The organism is Pseudorhodoferax sp. Leaf274 (genome assembly GCF_001422445.1).
Taxonomy (GTDB): Bacteria; Pseudomonadota; Gammaproteobacteria; order Burkholderiales; family Burkholderiaceae_C; genus Pseudorhodoferax.
In genome coordinates this window covers 39,505-59,316 of sequence record NZ_LMNA01000028.1, presented here as the reverse complement: position 1 = coordinate 59,316, position 19,812 = coordinate 39,505, and the positions used below count along the sequence as shown (strand labels likewise).

Below are 19,812 nucleotides of genomic sequence, written 5' to 3'. Positions count from 1 at the left end.
TAACGGGCGGCGCAACGCTTGCATGGTGTGTCTCCTGGGTGTGGTGAAAGGCTGGAACCCGTCGGAGTGTGCCTGCGTGGCACGCCTCGCCTTCCTGGCCGGCGCCTGGCCTAACATGGCCGCTCCCCCGTTTCCCGCCTCCGGCACCGCCATGACCTCCCCTTCCCACCTCACCATCCTGACCGGCGCCTCGCGCGGCATGGGCCTGGCCATGGCCCGGCAGCTGCTGCAGGCTGGCCACCACCTGCTGTGCATCTCGCGCCAGGCCAACGACGAACTGGCCCAGGCCGGCGGCGCGCACTGCACGCAGTGGCAGGCCGACCTGGCCGACGGCGCGGCCGTGGCCGCGCGGCTGGACCATTGGCTCAGCGCCCACCACGGCGCGCGCTGGGCCAGCGCCACGCTGGTCAACAACGCGGGCGTGATCCCGGCGCTGGTGCCGCTCAGCGAGGCCGACCCGGCCGACCTGGCGCGCGCGCTGCGCGTGGGCCTGGAAGCGCCGATGCAGCTCAGCGCGGCCTTCCTCGGCGCCACCGCCGGCTGGAGCGGCCAGCGCCGTGTGCTCAACATCTCCTCGGGCCTGGGCCGGCGCGCCCAGGCCTCGCAATCGGCCTACTGCGCGGCCAAGGCCGGCATGGACCACTTCACGCGCTGCCTGGCGCTGGACGAGACGGCCCGGCCCAACGGCGCCAAGGTCTGTTCGCTCGCCCCCGGCGTGATCGACACCGACATGCAGGCCCAGCTGCGTGGCGCCGACGCCGCCAGCTTCCCGGACCAGGGCAGCTTCGCGAAGATGCATGCGGGCGGACAGCTGACCGCGCCCGACGAAGCCGCCGCGCGCGTGCTGGCCTACCTGGCACGGCCCGACTTCGGCGCCAACCCGGTGGCCGACGTGCGCGACCCGGCATGAGCCACGCTGCGCCACCCCCCTCGGGCGCAGGCGAACCCCGCGCGGCGGGGAACGCGGAGGCCGTGCGCACCGCGGACCACGCCATTGCCACGCCGGCTGGCCGGCTGTTCGCGCGCAGCTGGGTGCCGGACGCGGTGGCGGGCGTGCCGCCTGCGCCGCCCGTGCTGCTGTTCCACGACTCGCTGGGCAGCGTCGCGCTGTGGCGCGACTTTCCCGCCGCGCTGGCCCAGGCCACCGGCCGGCGCGTGGTGGCCTACGACCGGCTGGGCTTCGGCCAGTCCGACGCCTGCAGCGCCAGCCTGACGCCGGCCTTCGTGCGACACGAGGCACAGGCCAATGTGCCGGCGCTGTGCGCGCAGCTCGGCATCGACCGCTTCGCCGCGTTTGGCCACAGCGTGGGCGGCGCCATGGCGGTGGAGACGGCCGCGGCCTTCGGCGAGCGTTGCACGGCGCTCGTCACCGAATCGGCCCAGACCTTTGCCGAAGACCGCACGCTCGCGGGCATCCGCGTGGCCCAGGCGCAGTTCGCCGAGCCGGGCCAGCTCGACCGCCTGGCGCGCTACCACGGCGACAAGGCGCGCTGGGTGCTGCAGGCGTGGACCGGCACCTGGCTCTCGCCGGCGTTCGCCGGCTGGTCCATCCACGCCGCGCTGCCGGCCGTGCGCTGCCCGGTGCTGGCCATCCACGGCGAGGACGACGAATACGGCTCGCTCGTGCACCCCCGCCGCATCGCGGCCAGCGTGGCCGGCCCGGCCGAGACGCTGCTGCTGCCCGGCTGCGGCCACGTGCCGCACCGCGAGCAGCCGCAGGCCGTGCTGGCCGCCCTCGCCCGCTTCCTGGCGCCAGGTCAGAAGTCGTAGCGCGCGCTGAGGTTCACGCTGCGCGGCATGCCCCAGGTGTAGAACAGTCCCTGGCCCGTGAAGTTGGTGACGCCCGCGAGGTACTTCCTGTCGAAGGCGTTGTCCACGTTGACGGCCAGGCTCAGGTGGCGGTCGACCTGGTAGCGGGCCATGAGGTCGAAGAGCCAATAGGCGTCCTGGCGCAGCGTGGCCGTGCCGCGGCTGGTGGAGATGGCGCTCTGCCAGCGCATGCCGCCGCCCACGGTCAGGCCCTGCAGGGCGCCACCCGCGAAGCGGTAGCTGCTGCCGAGCTTGAACTGGTGCTCGGGCACGGTGGAGGCGCTGTCCAGGTTGCTGCTGTTGCGCACGTAGCTGCCCTGGGCCTGCCAGCCGCGCGCCAGTTCGCCCGACAGCTCCAGCTCGTAGCCGCGCCGCACCGCGCCCTTGACGGCGCGGTAGATGCTGTCGCCGTTGTCGTTCAGGCCGACCTCCTCGGCCGTGTTGTCGGTGCGCATCCAGAAGTGGCTCAGCGCCACGTTCAGGCGCTTGTCGAAGAACTCGCCCTTGGCACCGATCTCGTAAGTCCTGCCTTCCTCGGGCGGCAGCGTGCGCTCGGCCGCATCCTTGGCGCTCTGCGGCTGGAAGATGCTGGCGTAGCTGCCATAGGCCGAGATCTGGGGCGCCACGTCGACGACCAGGCCGGCATAGGGCGTGAACACGCCGCGCTCGCGCATGCGGTAGTTGTACCAGCCGATGTCGGTGACGTCGTCCTGGTCGTAGTCGGACACGCGCGCACCGGCGATCAGCTTGACGGGATCGGCCAGGTTCAAGCGGCCGGTGGCGTAGGCGTAGCGGTTCTTGCGGCTGAACAGGTCGTTGGAGTAGGCCAGGCGGCTCCAGTCCGGCTCGGCGATGCCGGCGCCGCCACCGGCGTAGCCGATGCCGGCCGCGGTGAGCGTGGACGCGAGGCCGCTGCCGCGCAGCAGCGTGGTGCGCGCCCGCGTGCTGCCGGCGCCCAGCAGCAGGTCGTGCTGGCGGCCGAACAGCTGGAACGGGCCCTGCACGTCCAGGCTCACGCTGTCGTTGCGGTCGTCGATGTCGGTGTAGCGGTTGTATTGGACCTGGCCCGGCAGCGCGTAGCGCAGGTAGCCGATGCGCATGTCGGGCGTCTGCACCGTGTCGCGCGCCAGCTGCAGCCGGGCCGTCCAGCCGTCCGCGAAGCGGTGCTCCAGCCGCGCGAACAGGCCCAGGGCCTCCTGGTCGTAGCCGGCCCAGGACGCGCCGATGTTGAAGGCGCGCGGCATGCGCGGCACGGCCACGCCGTCGCCCGAGAAGGCCTGGATCGGCGTAGTGCCGGTGGCGCCGTGCAGCGTGCGCTCCTTGTAGGTCAGGCCGACGCCGAGCACGGTGTCGGGCGTGAGATCGGCCTCCAGCGTGCCGTACACCGTGCTGCTGCGGTTGTGCTGGCGGTCGCGGAACGAATCCGCGTCCTTGTGCGCGGCGACCAGGCGGCCGCGCAGCGTGCCGGCGGCGTTGAGCGGGCCGCTGATGTCGGCATCGGCGCGGGTGCTGCTCCAGCTGCCCACGCCGACCTTGGCGCTGGCCTGGAACTCGCGCGTGGGCCGCTTGCGGATCAGGTTGACGGTGCCGCCATAGGCGCCGTCGCCGTTGACCAGGCCGGAGGAGCCCTTGAGCACCTCGACGCGGTCGATCTCGGCCAGGTCGTCCAGCGAATACAGGATGTGGCTGTTCCAGCCCCAGCCGCTGGACAGCAGGCGGTTGCCGTCGATCTTGAGGTTGACGCTGGAGCCGCGCACGTTGAAGGTGGTCATGTCGGCCTGCCGGCTCACGGTGACGCCGGGCGTCTGCACCAGCACGTCGGCCAGCGTCTCCAGATGGAAGTCGTCCATGCGCTGGCGCGTCATGACGCTGACCGACTGCGGCGTCTCGCGCAGCGTGAGCGCCAGGCCCGTGGCGGCGCCGCTGGGGCCGGCGGCGGTGTAGCTCTCGGTGCCTTCGGTGCGGCCGTCGCGCTCGGCCTGCGCCGTCACGCGGACTTCGGGCAGCGCGGTGGCGGCCGCGCCGATGGCGGCGGCCGGGCGCGCTGCGGGGGCAGGTCCGGCGGCCGGCTCGGCGGCACGGCGCAGCGTCCAGGTGCCGTTCTCGGCCACCACGGCCTGCAGGCCGGTGCCCGCCAGCAGCGTGGCCAGGGCCTGCGTGGGCGGCAGGCTGCCTTGCACGCCGGGGCTCGCCAGGCCGCGCACGAGCTCGGGCTGGTAGGCCAGCAGCACGCCCGAAGTGCGGGCAAAGGCGGTCAGCGCCGCGTCGAGCGGGCCGGCGGCGATGCGGTAGGCCACGGGCCCGGCCGGGGCCGCCTGGGCGCGTGCGGAGGGTGCGGCCAGCGGGCCGGCGATGGCGAAGGCGGCCGCGAGTGCGCAGGCCAGCGAGGTGGAACGGAACAGGACGCGCCGCGGCGCGGGAGATGCTTGCATGGTGTCTGGGAAGGAGGGGAAAAGGTGGTTCTCCCCTCCTTGTCGCGCGAGACGCGCAAAGGTACAGGCCGGTGGCGGACCGGCCGCTCAGGCGGGCCCGATGCGCACCCAGTAGCGCACCGGCACATGCACCTGCACAGGCAGCACCTGTACCAGCGCCTGCAGGATGCGGTCGGTGTCGCCCAGCGGGAACACCCCCGACAGGCGCAGGCCCGCCACCTCCGGCGCCAGCTGGAGCAGGCCGGGCCGGTAGCGGCGCAGCTCGTCCACGAAGGCATCGAGCCGCATGTCGGAGGCCACCAACACGCCGTCGGCCCAGGCCGGCGCGGCAGGGGGCGGCAGCGCTTCGGCGGTGCCGCCGCCGGCAGGCAGCCGGGCGGCCTGGCCGGCATCGACGCGCAGCACGGATGCCGCGCCGCGCAGTTCCACCGCGCCCTCGAACACTTCCACACGCGTGGCCCGGGCGGCCGGGCCGTCGGCGTCGTGGCGCACCGTGAAGCGCGTGCCCAGCGCCTGCACGCGGCCGGCTGGCGTGTCGACCACGAAAGGGCGGCTGGTCCATTCAGTGTCGGGCGCGGTGGCGATCAGCAGCTCGCCCTGGTGCAGGCGCAGCCGGCGCAGCGCGGGGCTGAAATCGATGTCGAGCGCCGTGGCAGTGTTGAGCAGCAGCTGCGTACCGTCGGGCAGCTGCAGGCGGCGCTGCTCGCCCTTGGCGGTGCGCACCCCGGCCAGCCAGCCGCGCGTGGCCATCTGCTCGCGGCCGGTGTACAGCGCCAGGCCGGCCACGGCCAGCGCGGCAATGCCGCCCAGCGCACGGCGCCGGCCCGCGGCTGCCGGCCTGGCGGCCAGGGCCGCGGCCAGGCCCGGCGCGGCCGCGCGCCAGCGCGTGTCCGTGGCCTCGACGCGGTGCCAGGCTTGTTCGTGCAGCGGGTCTGCCGCACGCCAGCGTTGCCACTGCGCGCGGCTGGCCTCGGTCGCCTCGCCAGACCACAGGTGGACGAGCCATTCCACGGCGGCATCGACCACCGCGGCGGGCAGCGGCGCGGCGCTCACCGGTGGACCTTCGCGCTGCGGCGCCGAGCAGCTTGGGGCGGCCCGGCGGCGAGCTCACCAAAGCCTCCGCGCTGCGCGCTGCGGCGCCGAGCACCTTGGGGCGGCCCGGCGGTGCTCATGCCACCCCTTCGGGAAAGTAGCACTGGCGGATGGCGCGCGCCATGTACTGCTTGACCGAACTCAGCGAGACGCCCAGCCGCTCGGCGATCTCGGCGTAGGACAGGCCGTCCAGCTGGGCCCACAGGAAGGCCTGGCGCACCTTGGCCGGCAGCCCGTCCAGGATGCGGTCGATCTCCAGCAGGGTCTCCAGCACGATGGCGCGCTCCTCGGGCGAAGGCGCGAGCCTCTCGGGCAGGTGGGCCAGCGCATCGAGGTAGGCGCGCTCGACCTCGCGCCGGCGCAGGTGGCTGACCATGACGCGCCGGGCCACCGTGGTCAGGAAGGCGCGCGGTTCGCGGATGTCCTCCAGCGCCTGGCGCGACTCGATCACGCGCAGGTAGGTGTCGTGCGCGAAGTCGGCCGCATCGCCCGCATGCCCCAGGCGGCGCTGCAGCCAGCCACGCAGCCAGCCGTGGTGCTGTTGGTAGAACTGGACGAGGGGCTGCTGCGGGTTCACTGGATGAGAAGAATTCTTATTCCCTCATTGTAGGGGCCGGACAGCGGCACCCGGCGTCGCGCGCCGCAGCGGTGCTGCCCGGCCCAGGCCAGGCGCGGTCGGCCCGTCGGAGCCTGATCAGTACTTGCTGACGTAGCCGTGGACCATGGCCCGCACGAGGGGCTCGAAGTCCAGGATGCGGTCGGTGCCCAGCACCACCCCGAGCGGTTGCGGCCCCGGCAAGGCCGGCGGCGGCACCGGCCGGCCTGCGCGCACGCGGCCGACGATGGGCTCGACGCCGGTTTCACCCTGCAGGTGGGCATGGCGCTGGGCATACAGCACGCCCAGCAGCGCAACGCCGGGCGACCGCTGCGCCTGCGTGCCGCCCTCGCCCGCCGGGGCCGGCGTGCACAGGAACACCGGCGCGCCGCCCAGGCCGGGGTGGCAGGGTACATCGATCAGGAATTCGCAGGCGCCGCCGTAAGGCAGCCCGGCATGCGTGGCGGTGATGCCCAGGCGCGCCACGGGCTGCAGCTGCTGTGGATCCCACAGGCCCAGCGGATAACCGAGCACGGCCACGCTCTCCAGGTGCGCCAGCGTGGCGCGCTGCTCAGGCGGCAGGATGGCCGAGCGCGACAGGTAGGCGACCTGGAAATCCTGCCCGCCCGCTTTCAGGGCCTGCAGGTTGGCGCCGACGAAGATCAGCACGAGATCGACCGACGGGTCGGGGTGCGGATGGCATTTGTCCTCGAAATCGGCAATGCGGCACTCCAGCGGCTGCTGGGGCTGCAGCTTGCCGTCGGCATCCTTGCGCGTGATGAAGAAGCGCCCGCTGCGCGCGCCGTGGACCACGTGGCGGCTGGTGATGAGGCAGGGGCTGCGCTTGCCGTTCTCCAGCAGGAAGGCGAAGAAGAAACCGGTGCCGCACTGCACGCCGGTGGGCGTGTCGCACTCGATGCGTGCGACGCTGTAGCCCAGCTCTTCGGTCAGTTTCTGCGATCCGGCAAGTGGCATGGGGAAGCGCGTCGCAACGTGTCACATCGATGACGGGGATGCTAACCGAGCATATGGCTTGCGACTTTCCGCTACTTAGTGGAAATCCCTGCTGCGGCTGCGCAGCTGGCCCAGGCGGCCCAGCAGGGGCGTGAGGTCGCSCAGCCGCTCGGCCACGAGGTGGCGCACCTGGCCGCCGCTGTCCACGTCGCGCTGCCACAGGCCTTCGACGGCCAGCAGCCGCGCCTTGAGCAGCGGCTCGCGTTGCTGCTCGCGCAGGCGCTCCCACACGATCACGTTGACGGGGCCGGTCTCGTCCTCCAGCGTGACGAAGATGGTTCCCTTGGCCGTGCCGGGCTGCTGGCGCACCGTGACCAGGCCGCAGGCGCGCACGCGCCGGCCGTGCGGCATCGCGTTCAGTTGATCGGCGTTGAAGATGCGCCAGCGCGCCAGGCGTTCGCGCAGCAGGGCCAGCGGGTGGCGGCGCAGCGTGAGGCCGGTGGCGTCGTAGTCGAACAGGATCTCCTCGCCCTCGCGGGCCGGCAGCAGCGTGAGCTGGGCCTCGTGCACGGGTGCGCCGCGCAGCAGCGCCGGGGCCCGGTGGCGTGCGGCCGCCTCCCAGACCTGCTGGCGGCGGTGGCCGGCCAGGGATTGCAGTGCGTCGGCGGCGGCCAGCACATCGAGTTCGCGCCGGTCCAGCGCGGCGCGCAGCGACAGGTCTTCCACATCTGCGAAGGGGCCGGCGGCACGGGCTTGCACGATGCGTCCGGCGGCTTTCTCGTTGAAGCCCTTGACCAGGCGCAGGCCCAGGCGCACGGCCGGCTGGCCCTGCCTGGCCGGCCGGGCCCGCACGCCGGGCGCATCTTCCAGCGCGGCATCCCAATCGCTGAACGACACGTCGGCCGCGCACACGGCGATGCCATGGCGCACCGCGTCCTGCACGAGCTGGGACGGCGGGTAGAAACCCATGGGCTGGGAGTTCAGCAACGCGGCCAGGAAGGCGGCCGGCTCGTGGCACTTGAGCCAGCTGCTGGCATAGGCCAGCAGCGCGAAGCTGTAGGCGTGGCTCTCGGGAAAGCCGTATTCGCCGAAGCCGCAGACCTGCTTGTAGATGCGTTCGGCGAATTCGAGGCTGTACTCCTTGTCCAGCATGCCCTGGACCAGCCGGTCGCGCCAGGGCGTGATGTCGCCCTCCTTCTTCCAGGCGGCCATGGAACGGCGCAGTCGGTCGGCCTCGCCAGCGGTGAAGCCGGCCGCGATCATGGCCAGTTGCATGACCTGCTCCTGGAAGATGGGCACGCCCAGGGTGCGCTTCAACGCAGGCTCCAGCGCCGGCTTCTCGTATTCGATCGGCAGCTTCTTGTCGCGCCGCTCCCGCGCCTTCAGGTACGGATGCACCATGCCGCCCTCGATCGGCCCGGGCCGCACGATGGCCACCTCGACCACGAGGTCGTAGAACTCCCTGGGCTTGAGGCGCGGCAGCATGGACATCTGCGCCCGGCTCTCGATCTGGAACACGCCGACCGTGTCGGCCTGGCAGATCATGTCGTAGGTCTCGGCATCCTCGATGGGAATGCGGGCCAGGTCCCATTGCCGGCCGCGCAGCGGGTTCACGAAGTCCAGGCAGCGGCGCAGCGCCGTGAGCATGCCCAGCGCCAGCACGTCGACCTTCATGAGGCCCATGCGCTCCAGGTCGTCCTTGTCCCACTGGATCACGGAGCGGTCCTTCATGGATGCCTTCTCGATGGGCACGAGGCTGGTCAGCCGTCCTTCGGTCAGCACGAAGCCGCCCACATGCTGGCTCAGGTGGCGCGGAAAGCCGCGCAGCTGTTCGGCCAGCAGCACCCACTGCAGCACGCGGCGTGGATCGATGTCGATCTTGAGCGCCTCCAGCAGCACCGGCAGGCGCTCGTCGATCAGGCCAGGGTCGAACCAGTGGTGCTCCTTGGCGAAGGCATCGACGAGTGCCGCCGGAATGCCCAGTGCCGCGCCCACGTCGCGGATCGCGCTGCGGCGCCGGTAGCTGATGACCACGGCGGCGATGGCGGCACGGTCGGCGCCGTACTTCCGGTAGATGTACTGGATCACCTCTTCGCGGCGCTCGTGCTCGAAGTCGACATCGATGTCGGGCGGCTCGTGCATGCGCTCCTTGCTGATGAAGCGCGCCATCAGCGGATGCGACAGCTGCGGATCGGCCGCCGTGATGCCCAGGCAGTAACAGACCACCGAATTGGCGGCCGAGCCGCGGCCCTGGCACAGGATGCCCAGGCGGCGCGCCTCGCGCACGATGTCGTGCACGGTCAGGAAGAACATCTCGTACTTGCAGTAGGCGATGAGTTCCAGTTCCGTCTCGACCTTGTCCCGGATGTCGGGGGGCATGCCATTCGGATAGCGCAGCCGCTCGGCCTCGGCATAGGTCAGCCGGCGCAAGGCTTCGGTGGGCGAGAGCCCCGGGGGGAGTGCTTCTCGCGGGTAGTGGTAGGCGATCTCCTTCAGGTCGAACCGGCAGCGTTCGCGCACCGTCTCGGTCGCTGCCAGCAGTTCTTCCGGATAGATCTGCCGCAAGGTCACGCGCGAGCGCAGCCGCCGCTCGGCATTGGGTTCCAGCGCGAAGCCGCACTCGGCCACGGGCTTGCCCAGGCGCACGGCGGACAGCACGTCGTGCAGGGGCTTGCGCGCACGCGCATGCATGAGCACGCCGCCGGCCGCGACCAGGGACACGCCGGTCAAGGCGGACAGCTGGCGCAGTTGGCGCAGCCAGAGCGCGTCGTCGGCTGCGCCGACGAGTTCGACCGTCAGCCACAGCCGTGGGCCGAACAGCGCATGCAGCCGGCGCAAGGTGGCGCGCAGCCGCAGCGGGTCCGGCGCGGGGTGGCGGTCGGGCACGCAGAGGATCTCGCAGTTGCGCAGCGAAGCCCAGTCGTCGTCCCAGCCGATGCGGTAGTCGCCCTTGTCGACCTCCTGGTGCCGGCGCGCGTGCGAAATCAGTTCGCACAGCTGGCCCCAGCCCACCAAGTCGTGCGGCAGCACCACGAGGCGGCAACCGGGCAAGGCGAACTCGCTGCCCGGGAGGAACCGGAAATCACGCCTGTAGACCTGCCCGGTCTTCTGCTCCGCCCCTTCCAGCATGGTCTCGTAGTCCTTGAGCGCCATGTACGCACGCACCACGCCGGCCACGGAGCACTCGTCGGTCAGCGCCAGCCCGCGGTAGCCCAGGCGGTAGGCCCGCACCACCAGTTCAGCCGGATGCGAAGCGCCGCGCTGGAAGCTGAAGTTGCTCAAGGCATGCAGCTCGGTGTAGTCGCCCAGCGGATCCGCCATGTCGGACACGGGCTGTGGCAAGGGCCATTTCCAGGGATCGCGTTCTTCGTCCTTCTCCTGGGCATTGCGCGAGGGATCAGGCATAGGCGCCCTGCAGGAACCAGCGCGGTTCGGCCTGGCCGCTGTGCGGCCGCTCGCTGTACAGCCACAGCAGACCCAGTTTTGCGCTGCGGGCCAGCCGGTAATCGCGCATGGCAGGCTGGGCGGCGTCCAGGTCCCACCACCCCGCCCCATCCACCCGGCGCGGCCTGGCCAGCAGTTGCAGCGGACCATGGAAGACGGGTTGGCCCTGCCGGTCCATCTCCAGCGGCAAGGGCTCGCGCAGCAGCCAGGCCGGGTACAGCGCGGCGTCGGGCGCCAGTTCCTCGGCGGCCGGCGCGCCGCCCTGCTGCGCCTCCTGTGCGTGCACCCAGCGCTGCATGCACTCGGGCCGGTGGTCGGCCACGAGCCGGGGCACCAGCACGCGGTCCGCGCCCAGGCGCGCGGCCAGGCGCTCGACCAGTGCGTGCAGGGGCTCGCCCTGCTGCTGCTCCTCGGGCAGCAGGCTGGCGTTGGCACCCGGCAGCGGCGCCACCTCCAGCGTGCGCAGACGCAGATGGTTGGCCGGCGCGGCCAGGCTGCGGTGCTGCAGGTGTTCGAGCAGCAGCCGGCACAAATGCGCCATGTCTTGCGTGGGCCGGGCCGTGCGGATGGGCAGGCGGTCCAGGCGCGGCAGGCTGCGGCCGTCGATCCGGCGCAGGTCGTGCGTCCATTCCAGCTCCAGCGCCAGCACCCCGCGCTGGCCCGCGCGCAGCCAGGTGTGCAGCGCATCCAGCAGGCGCTGGCCGGTCCACAGCAGTTCGGGTGCCGCGGTGGCGATGGCGGGCAACTCCAGGTTCTGGTCGAACACGGGCGGCAGCCGGCACCAGTCGTAGGTGACCGGGCGGGCGCCATAGGCCTGGTCCAACGCCTCCAGCAAGTCGGCGCCGAAACGGCGCGCCACGCCGGCACGCGGCAGCGCGCGCAGCGCGCCGAAGCTACGGCAGCCGGTGCGCTCCAGCACCGCCAGGGCCGGCGCCGCCGCGGCAAGCGTGTCCAGCGGCAAGCCGTCCGGCAGTCGGGCCGGTGGCTCACGGTCCTGGCGTTTCAGCTGCAGCAGCGCCAGCGCGACCGGGGCCGTACCGGCACGTGCCCAGGCCCTGCAGGCTTGCAACGCACCGGGCTGCAGCAGTTGCCGCAGCAGCGCGCGCAACCCACCCCACAGCCGCAGCGTGCCCGACACCTCCAGCAGCACGCAGCCCTGGTCCACCGCCACACGCGGCGTGAAGCGCAGCGCCTGCCAGCACCAGGGCTGCAGCTGGTCTTCAGGCGGCCACAGAGCGATCCAGGTCATGCCGATCCAGTTCATGGCGGGTCTCGGCCGGCGCCGCCGGCATGTCCATGGGCCGTGCCGGGTGCGCACGGCGGCGCAATGCCAGCAGCGCGGCCAGCGCCGGTGCCTCGCTCGGCAAGGCCAAAGCCCGACCCATGGGCGGCCCGCGGCGCTTGAACACCAGCACCTGCATGGCGCCCTCGCCCTCGCTCTCCAGCCGCAGCCGCAACGGCGCCGGCGAAGACTCCGCCTGCGCCGCAAGCGGCCGGAACGCGAACAGCGGCTTGCCGTGGTCCAGCGCGGCCAGGTGCAGGCGGCGCAGCCCGTCGGCACGCGCCCGGGGCAGCCAGGCCAGCACGGCCGGCACGTCGGCGCAGCGCACGGCCTGCTCGCTGGCCCACAGCAGCGCCTTGTCGTCCGCGGGCCGGACCCACAGCAGGCGCGCGGCCGGCAGGCCCTGCGCGGCCAGCGCCGGCGCGAAGGGCTGCAGGCCCTCGGGCCCACCGACCAGGGCCACGGGGCCGCGCGCCTGCGTGGCCAGGCGCGCCAGCGCGGGCAGCAGCAGCCGCCAGTCGTGGCAGGCCCCCTGCACCCCAGAGGGCTGCAGCAACTCGGTGAGCCCGGCCGCGGGCCAGCCGCCGCCGGGCAGCTCGGCGTCCAGCAGCGCATGGCCGCTGGGCAGGGCGGCGGCCGGGGCCAGGCCCAGCGCATCGCCGCGCCAGACATCGGCCCGCTGCGGAAGGAAAGAGGACGCCATGGGATTTGCACATACTGATGATTTGTACAGCATTATCCAGCCCGCGCCCGACCGGTCAAGCGGCTGCACTGTCTTATGCATGTCACACCTGGCACATGCCCGGCACAGACAGCAGCGGCGCCACGCGATACGCGCCATAGAATCAAATGAGAAACGTTTTCAGTAGCATCCTGCCCCATGCAGCCCTCCCACCCCGAGTCCGTCGGCTCCCTGTACGCCGAGCACAGCAGCTGGCTGCAGACGCTGCTGCACCGCAAGCTGGGCTGCCCGCACAAGGCCGAGGACCTCACGCACGACACCTTCCTCAAGGTGCTGCTGTCGCAGGCCTGCGCCGCGCTGCGCGAGCCACGCGCCTTCCTGACCACGGTGGCGCACGGGCTGGTGGTCTCGCACTGGCGGCGGCTCGAGCTGGAGCGCGCCTACCTGGACGCGCTGGCCACGCAGGGCCAGTACCTGGCCGGCTCGCCCGAAGAGCAGGCACTGGCGTTCGAGGCGCTGCAGCAGGTCGACACCCTGCTGGCCGGCCTGTCCACCAAGGCACGCCAGGCCTTCCTGCTGGCCCGGCTGGACGGCCTGGGCTATGCCGAGATCGCGGCCGAACTGGGCGTCTCCGACCGCATGGTCAAGAAATACATGGCGCAGGCCATGCACCGGCTGCTGCTGAACCAGCATGCATGAGCAGGCGGCCGATGCCGTGCTGCGCGAGGCGGCCGAATGGTTCGCCACCCTGCAGGATGACCGGGCCGACGAAGGCCAGCGCCAGCGCTGGCGCCATTGGCTGGCGGCCGACCCGCGCCACCAGGAGGCCTGGGCGCGCGTCGAGGCACTGGGCCGGCAGTTCGACCAGCTCTCGCCGCGGCTGGACCGCCGCGCCACGCGCAGCGCCTTCGGCCAGCTCGACCGCAGCCGCCGCCGCCACATGAAGCTCATGGGCGTGGCCGCCGGCACGGGCGTGCTGGCCTGGGCCGGCCTGCGCGACCAGGGCTGGCAGCGCTGGACGGCCGACCACGCCACCGCCGTGGGCGAACGCCGTGAGGCCCGGCTGCCGGACGGCAGCCGCCTCTGGCTCAACACCGACAGCGCCGTGCGCCTGTCCTTCGACGGCCAGCAGCGCCAGCTGCAGCTGCTGCGGGGCGAACTGCGCATCGACACGGCGGCCGACCCGCAGCAGCCCGCGCGTCCCTTCGTGGTCGCGATGGACGCGGGCTGGCTGCGCCCCGTGGGCACGCGCTTTGCCGCCCGGCGCGAGGGCAATGCCTGCCAGGTGGCCGTGTTCGAGGGTGCGGTGCGCGTGCAGCCGCGCACCCAGGCGCAGGGCCTGCTGCTGCCGGCCGGCGAGCAACTGCGCTTCGACGCCCGGGGCACCGGCACCCCCGAGGCCGCCCCCTCCCATGGCGATGCCTGGACGCGCGGCATGCTGGTGGCCGACGGCATGCGCCTGGCCGATCTGGCGGCCGAACTCGCGCGCCACCGCCACGGCCATCTGGCCTGCGCGCCCGAGGTGGCCGAACTGCGCGTCGTCGGCGCCTACCCGCTCGACCAGCCCGAGCAGATCTGGCAGGCGCTGGAGCACAGCCTGCCGGTGCGCGTGTTCCGCCCCCTGCTCTGGTTCGTCCGCATCGAAGCGGCCTGACATGGAACCACCCCGTTTGGCCGGCTCACTTTGTGCAGCCATCCGACGCCCGTGCAGGGGCCGAGCCCGGGCACACAGGGTCCAGTGGACCGTTGGTGCCTGGCGCGGGGCAGGGCCACCGGACCGGCGCGGCCTGCCAGGCCTCCCCGGCCTCCCCGGCGGTCGGGCGGCGCCCGTTGCGCGGGTGCACGCGCATGGCCTGCTCCGCGGCCGTTCGCCCCGCGGCCGGCGCGCCGGCTTCGTGTTCTACGGGTGGCACGCCGGCGCGATGGACCGCTGAAATGCGCGCCCGCCTGAGCGCCTGCGCCCTGCTGCTGGCCACTGCCTCGGCCTGGGCACAGACCGGCGCAGCGGCGCGCGACTGGCGCATCCCCGCCGGCCCGCTGGGCAGCGCGCTGGCCCAGCTCGCGGCCGAGGCCGGCGTGCTGTTCTCGGCCGACGCGCGTCTGCTGGACGCACGCACCACGCCCGGCCTGCAGGGCCGCTACGCCCTGCCGCAGGCCTTCGGCCAGCTGCTGGACGGCACGGGCCTGGAACTGGTGCAGGACGGCCCGCGCTACACGCTGCGCCCGGCAGCGGCAGCGCCGCCGCCGCTGCCAGCACCCCGCATGCCGGAGGCGGCCACGACGCCCACCGTGCTGCCCCCCGTGACGGTGCGCGCGCCCGCCTTCACCGACGCGCCGGCCTACACCAGCACCGCCGCGCCGGCCCTCACGCGCAGCGGCACGCCGCTGCAGGAGCTGCCGCAGTCCCTCACGGTGCTGACGCAGGACTTCATCGCCGACCTCGCGGTGCAGAACATCGCCGAGCTGCTGCGCTACGTGCCCGGCGTCGGCGCGGCCCAGGGCGAGGGCAACCGCGACACGCCGGTGTTCCGCGGCATCAGCACGACGGCCGCCTTCCTCGTCGACGGCCTGCGCGACGACATGCAGTACTACCGCGACCTGTACAACGTCGAGCGCGTCGAAGCCCTGCGCGGGCCCGACGCCATGCGCGTGGGCCACGGCGCCGTGGCCGGCCTCATCAACCGCGTGAGCAAGGCCCCCGACGGAACGGAACGGCGCGAACTGACCCTGGCCACCGGCAGCGACCAGCAGCGCCGCGTGACGCTGGACGCATCGCAGGTCCACGGCGCCGACCTGGCCTCGCGCCTGAACCTGCTGTACGAGGAATCGGGCGGCTGGCGCGACGGCTTCCAGCTGCGCCGCCTGGGCGTGAACCCGGTCGTGCGCTGGCACCTGCCGGGCCAGGCCCGCTTGACCGTCGGCTACGAACACTTCCAGGACCGGCGCACGGACGACCGCGGCATACCCTCCTGGAACGGCCGCCCGCTCGACACCGACCGCACCACCTTCTTCGGCGACCCCGACGAGAGCTTCACCTGGGTGCGCCTGAACGCGCTCAACGCCCAGCTCGAAGCCGACCTGGGCGATGGCCTGCGCCTGCAGAGCCGGCTGCGCCATGCCGGCTACGACAAGTTCTTCCAGAACGTCTTCGCCGGCAGCGTGCGCGAGAACGCAGGCCAGCGCGAGGTTGCGCTGCTGGCCCACAACAGCCGCATGCGGCGCCAGAACACCACCAGCCAGACCGACCTGGGCTGGTCGTGGAACCAGGGCGCCATGCAGCACCGGCTGCTGGCCGGCATCGAGCTGTCGCGCCAGGCCGGCGACAACCGGCGCGAGACCGGCTTCTTCGCCAATGGCGCCACCACGCTCTACCTGCCGGTCTCGCAACCCACCTTCTTCACGCCGCTGTCCTGGCGCAGCCGGCCCAGCGACCCGGACAGCCGCAGCGAGGCGCACCAGCTCGCGCTGTACCTGCAGGACCAGATCCATCTCGCACCGGGCTGGCAGGCCACGCTCGGCCTGCGGCACGACCGCCTGTCGGTGGACATGCAGGACTTTGCACAGCGCCGCGCGCCGTCCAGCCGCGACCGGCTCTGGTCGCCACGCGCCGCCCTGCTCTGGCAGCCGCAGGACGCGCTCTCGCTGTACCTGGGCAGCAGCGTGGGCTATGCGCCGCGTGCCGGCGAGCAGCTCATCGCGCTGACACAGGACAACCAGGCCCTGCGCCCGGAACAGTTCGTCAACCACGAAGTCGGCGCCAGGTGGCGCCCGCACGCCGACCTGCAAGCCAGCGCCGTGCTCTACCAGCTGGACCGCCGCAACGTGAGCGTGGAAGACACCGCCACCAACACCCAGACCTTCATCGACGGCCAGCGCACGCGCGGCCTGGAGCTGGGCCTGTCCGGCAGCTGGCGGCCCGGCTGGCAGGTCATGGGCGCCTACGCCTGGCAGGACAGCCGCGTGCGCAACGCCCTTTCGCCGGCCGCACCGGCCGGCGCGGTCATGCCGCATGTGCCGCGCCACAGTTTTTCGCTGTGGAACCGCGTGGCACTGAACCCGCAGTGGGCGCTGGGCCTGGGCGCCAGCCTGCGCGGCATGGTGTTCGCCAGCACCGACAACAGCGTGCGCCTGCCGGGCCATGCGCGCGTGGACGCGGCGGTGTTCTACACCCCCGCCCCCGGCCTGCGCGTGCAGCTCAACGTGGAGAACCTGCTGGACAGGCGCTACTACGCGTTCGCGCACAGCAACAACAACATCATGCCGGGCGCGCCGCGCACGCTGCGGCTGGCGCTGAGCACGGCGTTCTGAGGCGGGGCTGCACGGCGGTTCCCTTTTTGGCGTCTTCGTGCGGCAGGCGATGAAGAACGCCCGCCGAGACGCACCATGCCCGCCACCATCTTCCCGCCGCGCGCCCCCTGCACCACCGAGCTGACGCAGCGCGCATTGGCCATGCTGCAGCGCAGCCACAAGCGCCCCACGCTGCTGCGCGTGCACCTGCTGGAAAGCCTGATGGCCCTGGACACCGAGAAAGGCGGGGCCACGGTCGACGAGCTCTACATCCATCTGCAGCAGCGCGGCACGCCGATCAGCGTGCCCAGCATCTACAAGGTGCTGGCCGAACTGGTGGCGGCGCAGGCCATCGACCGCCATTCCGTCGAGCAGGGGCCGACCGTTTTCGTGGTCCGGCGCGCCGCGCACATGACGCACTTGGTGTGCACCGGCTGCCAGGCCGTGCGGAGCCTGGAGGCATCGGCACTGCGCAAGCGGCTGCTGGCCGCCGCAGCCGCCGAGGGCTTCGAGGTGCAGGACATGGTGTTCACGCTGCGCGGGCGCTGCAGCGCATGCGCCGCAGCGCCGTGTCGACCAGGCCGACGGCCGGCGACGCAGGCTGGCCGACCTGCACCGCGCTGAACGGTTGTCCATTTTTTTTTGCGGCCTGCGGTTCCCTTTTCCGCCACCAGTGCGGCAGGCATTCGAGCAGCTGTCGAGCAGCCTCCTTTCCATTCAACGCCAACAGGAAGACACCATGCGCCGAAACACCAAGATCCCCAGAAGCCTGCGCAGCGCAGCCCGCAGCACCGGCCCCGCCGTGGCACTGGGCATGTCCACCGTGATGCTGATGCCCCTGGGTGCGCTGGCCCAGACCACCTCCAGCGGCGGCACGCTGAACGAGGTCAAGGTCCAGGCCACCAGGATCGATCCGAACCCGAACGCCGAGGTCGGCGTGCCCTACAAGGCCAAGTCCTCGGGCGACGCGCGCCACACGCGCCCGCTGGCCGAGACGCCGCAGACCATCTCGGTCATCACCGCCGACGCCATCAAAGATTCGGGCCAGACCGACCTGGCGCAGATCCTGTTGGCCACCCCCGGCGTCACGCTCGGCGTGGGTGAGAACGGCAACATGTTCGGCGACAACTACTTCATCCGCGGCCAGGCCGCCAAGAGCGACATCTTCGTGGACGGCCTGCGCGACCCCGGCATGAACACGCGCGAAAGCTTCGCGATCGAGCAGGTCGAGATCACCAAGGGCCCGAACTCCAGCTTCGCCGGCCGCGGCTCTTCCGGCGGCGCGGTCAATGCCGTCACCAAGCAGGCCACGCTCGACTACGACTTCAACCGCGCCAGCATCGGCTTCGGTACCGACAAGTTCCAGCGCCACACGGTCGATCTCAACCGTGCCGTGAACGACAACCTCGCCGTGCGCATCAACGCCCTGTGGGCCGACCAGGACGTGCCCGACCGCTCCCCTTCCAGCCGTGAGCGCAAAGGCCTGGCGGTGTCGGGCCTGCTCGAGGTGAGCAAGGACCTCTCCGTCACGCTCGACTACTACGGCCTGCGCGCCAGCAACCCCTACTACGACGCAGGCGGCTGGCTCACCGGCACCGCCGGCAACCGCGTGCCCGGCACCGTGATGCCGCCGCATGCGCAGGATGCCGACTTCATGAAGTCCGACTCGGACACCGCCACGGCGCGCGTCCAGTGGAAGATTTCGCCCGTGCTCTCGCTGGACAGCCGCACGCGCTTCGGCCGCACCAAGAATGCCTACGCGTTCAGCACCGGGAACTACAGCACCACTGCCCACGACGGCAGCAACGCCGGCACGAACCCCGCCACGACGGGCGCCGCGGTCATCGACGAAGTGCACAGCCGCTGGCAGGACGTCAAGTACTTCGCCCACCAGGACAGCCTGCGTTGGGACACCGACCTGGGCAACGGCCGCAAGAACGAATTCGTGGCCACCTTCGAATACTCCGACCACCGGGTGGACCAAGGCGCCTACATCGCGACCAACAGCAATGCCGCCAACTGCAAGACCACCGCGGGCGTGGGCGCGAACAACGCGTATTGCATGACCACGTTCGGTCCGGACGGCACCATCACGCCGCTGGCCAACATCCAGTCCCTCAAGGGCGTGAGCTGGGCGAAGAACGGACAGAACTACGACTGGAACATCAAGACCGTCGCGCTCAGCGCCATGGACACGATGGACTTCACCGACCGCTTCACCGGCTTCGCCGGCGTGCGGCTGGACCGCATCCTGAAATTCAACGCCCAGACCATGAACGCCACCACCGGCGCGGTCACCGGCGACTACGAATACAAGAAGACGCTGGCGAACTTCTGGGGCGGCCTGAGCTACAAGCTGACCCCGCAAGGCATGGTTTACCTCGGCTATGGCACCGGCCAGGACATCAACGGCGGCGAACCGGATTCGGGCACCAACCCGGGCTACGGCGGCCTCGTGACGTCGACGCTGGACGGCAACCTCAACTCCAAGCCGGAAACGACGCGCAACTTCGAGCTCGGCACCAAATGGAACCTGCTGAACCAGAAGCTGCTCGCCACGGCCGCGGTGTTCCGCACCGAAAAGTCGGACGTGATGGAGGGCGTCAGCCAGGCCGAAGGCGCGCAGATCGGCACCTTGAACACCGGCGGCTACCGTGTACAGGGCGTGGAATTCGGCCTGGTCGGCAATGTGACGGACAACCTCACGGTGCAAGCCGGTGCGGCCTTCATGAAGTCCAAGATCACCAAGTCCAACGCATCGCTGAGCAATGGCACCGGCCGTCTGAACATCGGCCAGCGCCTGGGCAACTTTGCGGACCAGACGTTCAACGTGCAGGCCAAGTACCAGTTCACGCAGGCCTTCAGCTTTGGCGCCATCGCGCGCCACGAGAGCTACCGCTGCGGCGGCCAGCCGGACACGGCAGCGGCCTACTCCACCACCGGCACCGGCGCTGCCGCCACCGTCGCCGTCAGCTGCACGCAGCGCGTGCCGGGCTTCACGGTGTATGACCTGTTCGCCAGCTACCGCATCAACAAGAACTTCATGGTGCGCGGCACGGTGCTCAACGTGGCCGACAAGGACTACTACACCGGCGCCTACCGCTCCGGCAAGTGGCTCACGATCGGCGACAAGCGCCGCGTGATGGCCTCGCTGGAAATGGATTTCTGATCCGCAGGGTGCGACATCGCGGCCGGCACCTCCCCTGCCGGCCGGTCCGTGCAAGCAGGCATGGCA

The 19,812-nt window shown here is 71.7% G+C and carries 14 protein-coding genes; 7 read left to right on the top strand and 7 right to left on the bottom strand.

The window, feature by feature from the left end; all coding sequences use genetic code 11:
• Positions 1–151 precede the first annotated feature (151 nt).
• Both ASF44_RS24145 and ASF44_RS24140 read left to right on the top strand, forming a co-directional pair.
• The gene (locus ASF44_RS24145; protein WP_082525033.1) at positions 152–910 is read left to right on the top strand and encodes an SDR family NAD(P)-dependent oxidoreductase; all 759 of its coding nucleotides are present in this window, start codon (positions 152–154) and stop codon (positions 908–910) included.
• Complete coding sequence (locus tag ASF44_RS24140) at positions 907–1,770, top strand: alpha/beta fold hydrolase (protein ID WP_082525012.1); 864 nt, start codon at positions 907–909, stop codon at positions 1,768–1,770. The genes ASF44_RS24145 and ASF44_RS24140 overlap by 4 nt, the downstream gene beginning before the upstream one ends.
• Here ASF44_RS24140 and ASF44_RS24135 read toward each other — a convergent pair.
• From ASF44_RS24135 to imuA, 7 genes are all read right to left on the bottom strand, one after another.
• Positions 1,758–4,241 carry a TonB-dependent receptor gene (locus tag ASF44_RS24135; RefSeq protein WP_056901814.1) on the bottom strand — a complete coding sequence of 828 codons (2,484 nt, stop codon included), beginning with the start codon at positions 4,239–4,241 and terminating at the stop codon, positions 1,758–1,760. The genes ASF44_RS24140 and ASF44_RS24135 overlap by 13 nt on opposite strands.
• Positions 4,242–4,328: 87 nt before the next feature.
• Positions 4,329–5,294: a FecR domain-containing protein gene (locus ASF44_RS24130; RefSeq protein ID WP_056901813.1), complete on the bottom strand. Its 966-nt coding sequence runs from the start codon at positions 5,292–5,294 to the stop codon at positions 4,329–4,331.
• A 115-nt stretch (positions 5,295–5,409) separates the two neighbouring features.
• The gene (locus ASF44_RS24125) at positions 5,410–5,910 is read right to left on the bottom strand and encodes a sigma-70 family RNA polymerase sigma factor (protein WP_056901812.1); all 501 of its coding nucleotides are present in this window, start codon (positions 5,908–5,910) and stop codon (positions 5,410–5,412) included.
• 117 nt (positions 5,911–6,027) lie between these two features.
• Positions 6,028–6,903, bottom strand: coding sequence for a serine protease (locus ASF44_RS24120; protein WP_056901811.1), 876 nt, complete (start codon positions 6,901–6,903; stop codon positions 6,028–6,030).
• A gap of 75 nt (positions 6,904–6,978) precedes the next feature.
• Positions 6,979–10,287, bottom strand: coding sequence for an error-prone DNA polymerase (locus tag ASF44_RS24115; protein ID WP_369820955.1), 3,309 nt, complete (start codon positions 10,285–10,287; stop codon positions 6,979–6,981).
• Positions 10,280–11,590: a hypothetical protein gene (locus tag ASF44_RS24110; protein ID WP_056901810.1), complete on the bottom strand. Its 1,311-nt coding sequence runs from the start codon at positions 11,588–11,590 to the stop codon at positions 10,280–10,282. Before ASF44_RS24110 ends, ASF44_RS24115 begins: the two co-directional genes overlap by 8 nt.
• Positions 11,547–12,311, bottom strand: coding sequence for a translesion DNA synthesis-associated protein ImuA (imuA, locus tag ASF44_RS24105; RefSeq protein WP_056901809.1), 765 nt, complete (start codon positions 12,309–12,311; stop codon positions 11,547–11,549). The genes ASF44_RS24110 and imuA overlap by 44 nt, the downstream gene beginning before the upstream one ends.
• 177 nt (positions 12,312–12,488) lie before the next feature.
• Between imuA and ASF44_RS24100 the strand changes: the two genes are divergently transcribed.
• From ASF44_RS24100 to ASF44_RS24080, 5 genes are all read left to right on the top strand, one after another.
• Positions 12,489–12,989: a sigma-70 family RNA polymerase sigma factor gene (locus ASF44_RS24100; RefSeq protein WP_056901808.1), complete on the top strand. Its 501-nt coding sequence runs from the start codon at positions 12,489–12,491 to the stop codon at positions 12,987–12,989.
• Complete coding sequence (locus ASF44_RS24095) at positions 12,982–13,944, top strand: FecR domain-containing protein (RefSeq protein ID WP_056901807.1); 963 nt, start codon at positions 12,982–12,984, stop codon at positions 13,942–13,944. Before ASF44_RS24100 ends, ASF44_RS24095 begins: the two co-directional genes overlap by 8 nt.
• A 281-nt stretch (positions 13,945–14,225) precedes the next feature.
• Positions 14,226–16,598 (top strand): TonB-dependent siderophore receptor, encoded by a 2,373-nt coding sequence (locus ASF44_RS24090; protein ID WP_056901806.1) that lies wholly within the window; start codon positions 14,226–14,228, stop codon positions 16,596–16,598.
• A gap of 75 nt (positions 16,599–16,673) precedes the next feature.
• Positions 16,674–17,201 (top strand): Fur family transcriptional regulator, encoded by a 528-nt coding sequence (locus ASF44_RS24085; RefSeq protein ID WP_056901805.1) that lies wholly within the window; start codon positions 16,674–16,676, stop codon positions 17,199–17,201.
• Between the two features lie 115 nt (positions 17,202–17,316).
• Positions 17,317–19,746, top strand: coding sequence for a TonB-dependent siderophore receptor (locus ASF44_RS24080; RefSeq protein WP_082525010.1), 2,430 nt, complete (start codon positions 17,317–17,319; stop codon positions 19,744–19,746).
• Positions 19,747–19,812 lie beyond the last annotated feature (66 nt).

Excerpts from the sequence above, each read along its gene's own strand:
- ASF44_RS24080 (WP_082525010.1), top strand. The coding sequence starts at position 17,317 with ATGCGCCGAAACACCAAGATCCCCAGAAGCCTGCGCAGCGCAGCCCGC.
- ASF44_RS24120 (WP_056901811.1), bottom strand. The coding sequence starts at position 6,903 with ATGCCACTTGCCGGATCGCAGAAACTGACCGAAGAGCTGGGCTACAGC.
- ASF44_RS24085 (WP_056901805.1), top strand. The coding sequence starts at position 16,674 with ATGCCCGCCACCATCTTCCCGCCGCGCGCCCCCTGCACCACCGAGCTG.
- imuA (WP_056901809.1), bottom strand. The coding sequence starts at position 12,311 with ATGGCGTCCTCTTTCCTTCCGCAGCGGGCCGATGTCTGGCGCGGCGAT.
- ASF44_RS24145 (WP_082525033.1), top strand. The coding sequence starts at position 152 with ATGACCTCCCCTTCCCACCTCACCATCCTGACCGGCGCCTCGCGCGGC.
- ASF44_RS24140 (WP_082525012.1), top strand. The coding sequence starts at position 907 with ATGAGCCACGCTGCGCCACCCCCCTCGGGCGCAGGCGAACCCCGCGCG.
- ASF44_RS24135 (WP_056901814.1), bottom strand. The coding sequence starts at position 4,241 with ATGCAAGCATCTCCCGCGCCGCGGCGCGTCCTGTTCCGTTCCACCTCG.
- ASF44_RS24100 (WP_056901808.1), top strand. The coding sequence starts at position 12,489 with ATGCAGCCCTCCCACCCCGAGTCCGTCGGCTCCCTGTACGCCGAGCAC.
- ASF44_RS24095 (WP_056901807.1), top strand. The coding sequence starts at position 12,982 with ATGCATGAGCAGGCGGCCGATGCCGTGCTGCGCGAGGCGGCCGAATGG.
- ASF44_RS24110 (WP_056901810.1), bottom strand. The coding sequence starts at position 11,590 with ATGAACTGGATCGGCATGACCTGGATCGCTCTGTGGCCGCCTGAAGAC.
- ASF44_RS24090 (WP_056901806.1), top strand. The coding sequence starts at position 14,226 with ATGCGCGCCCGCCTGAGCGCCTGCGCCCTGCTGCTGGCCACTGCCTCG.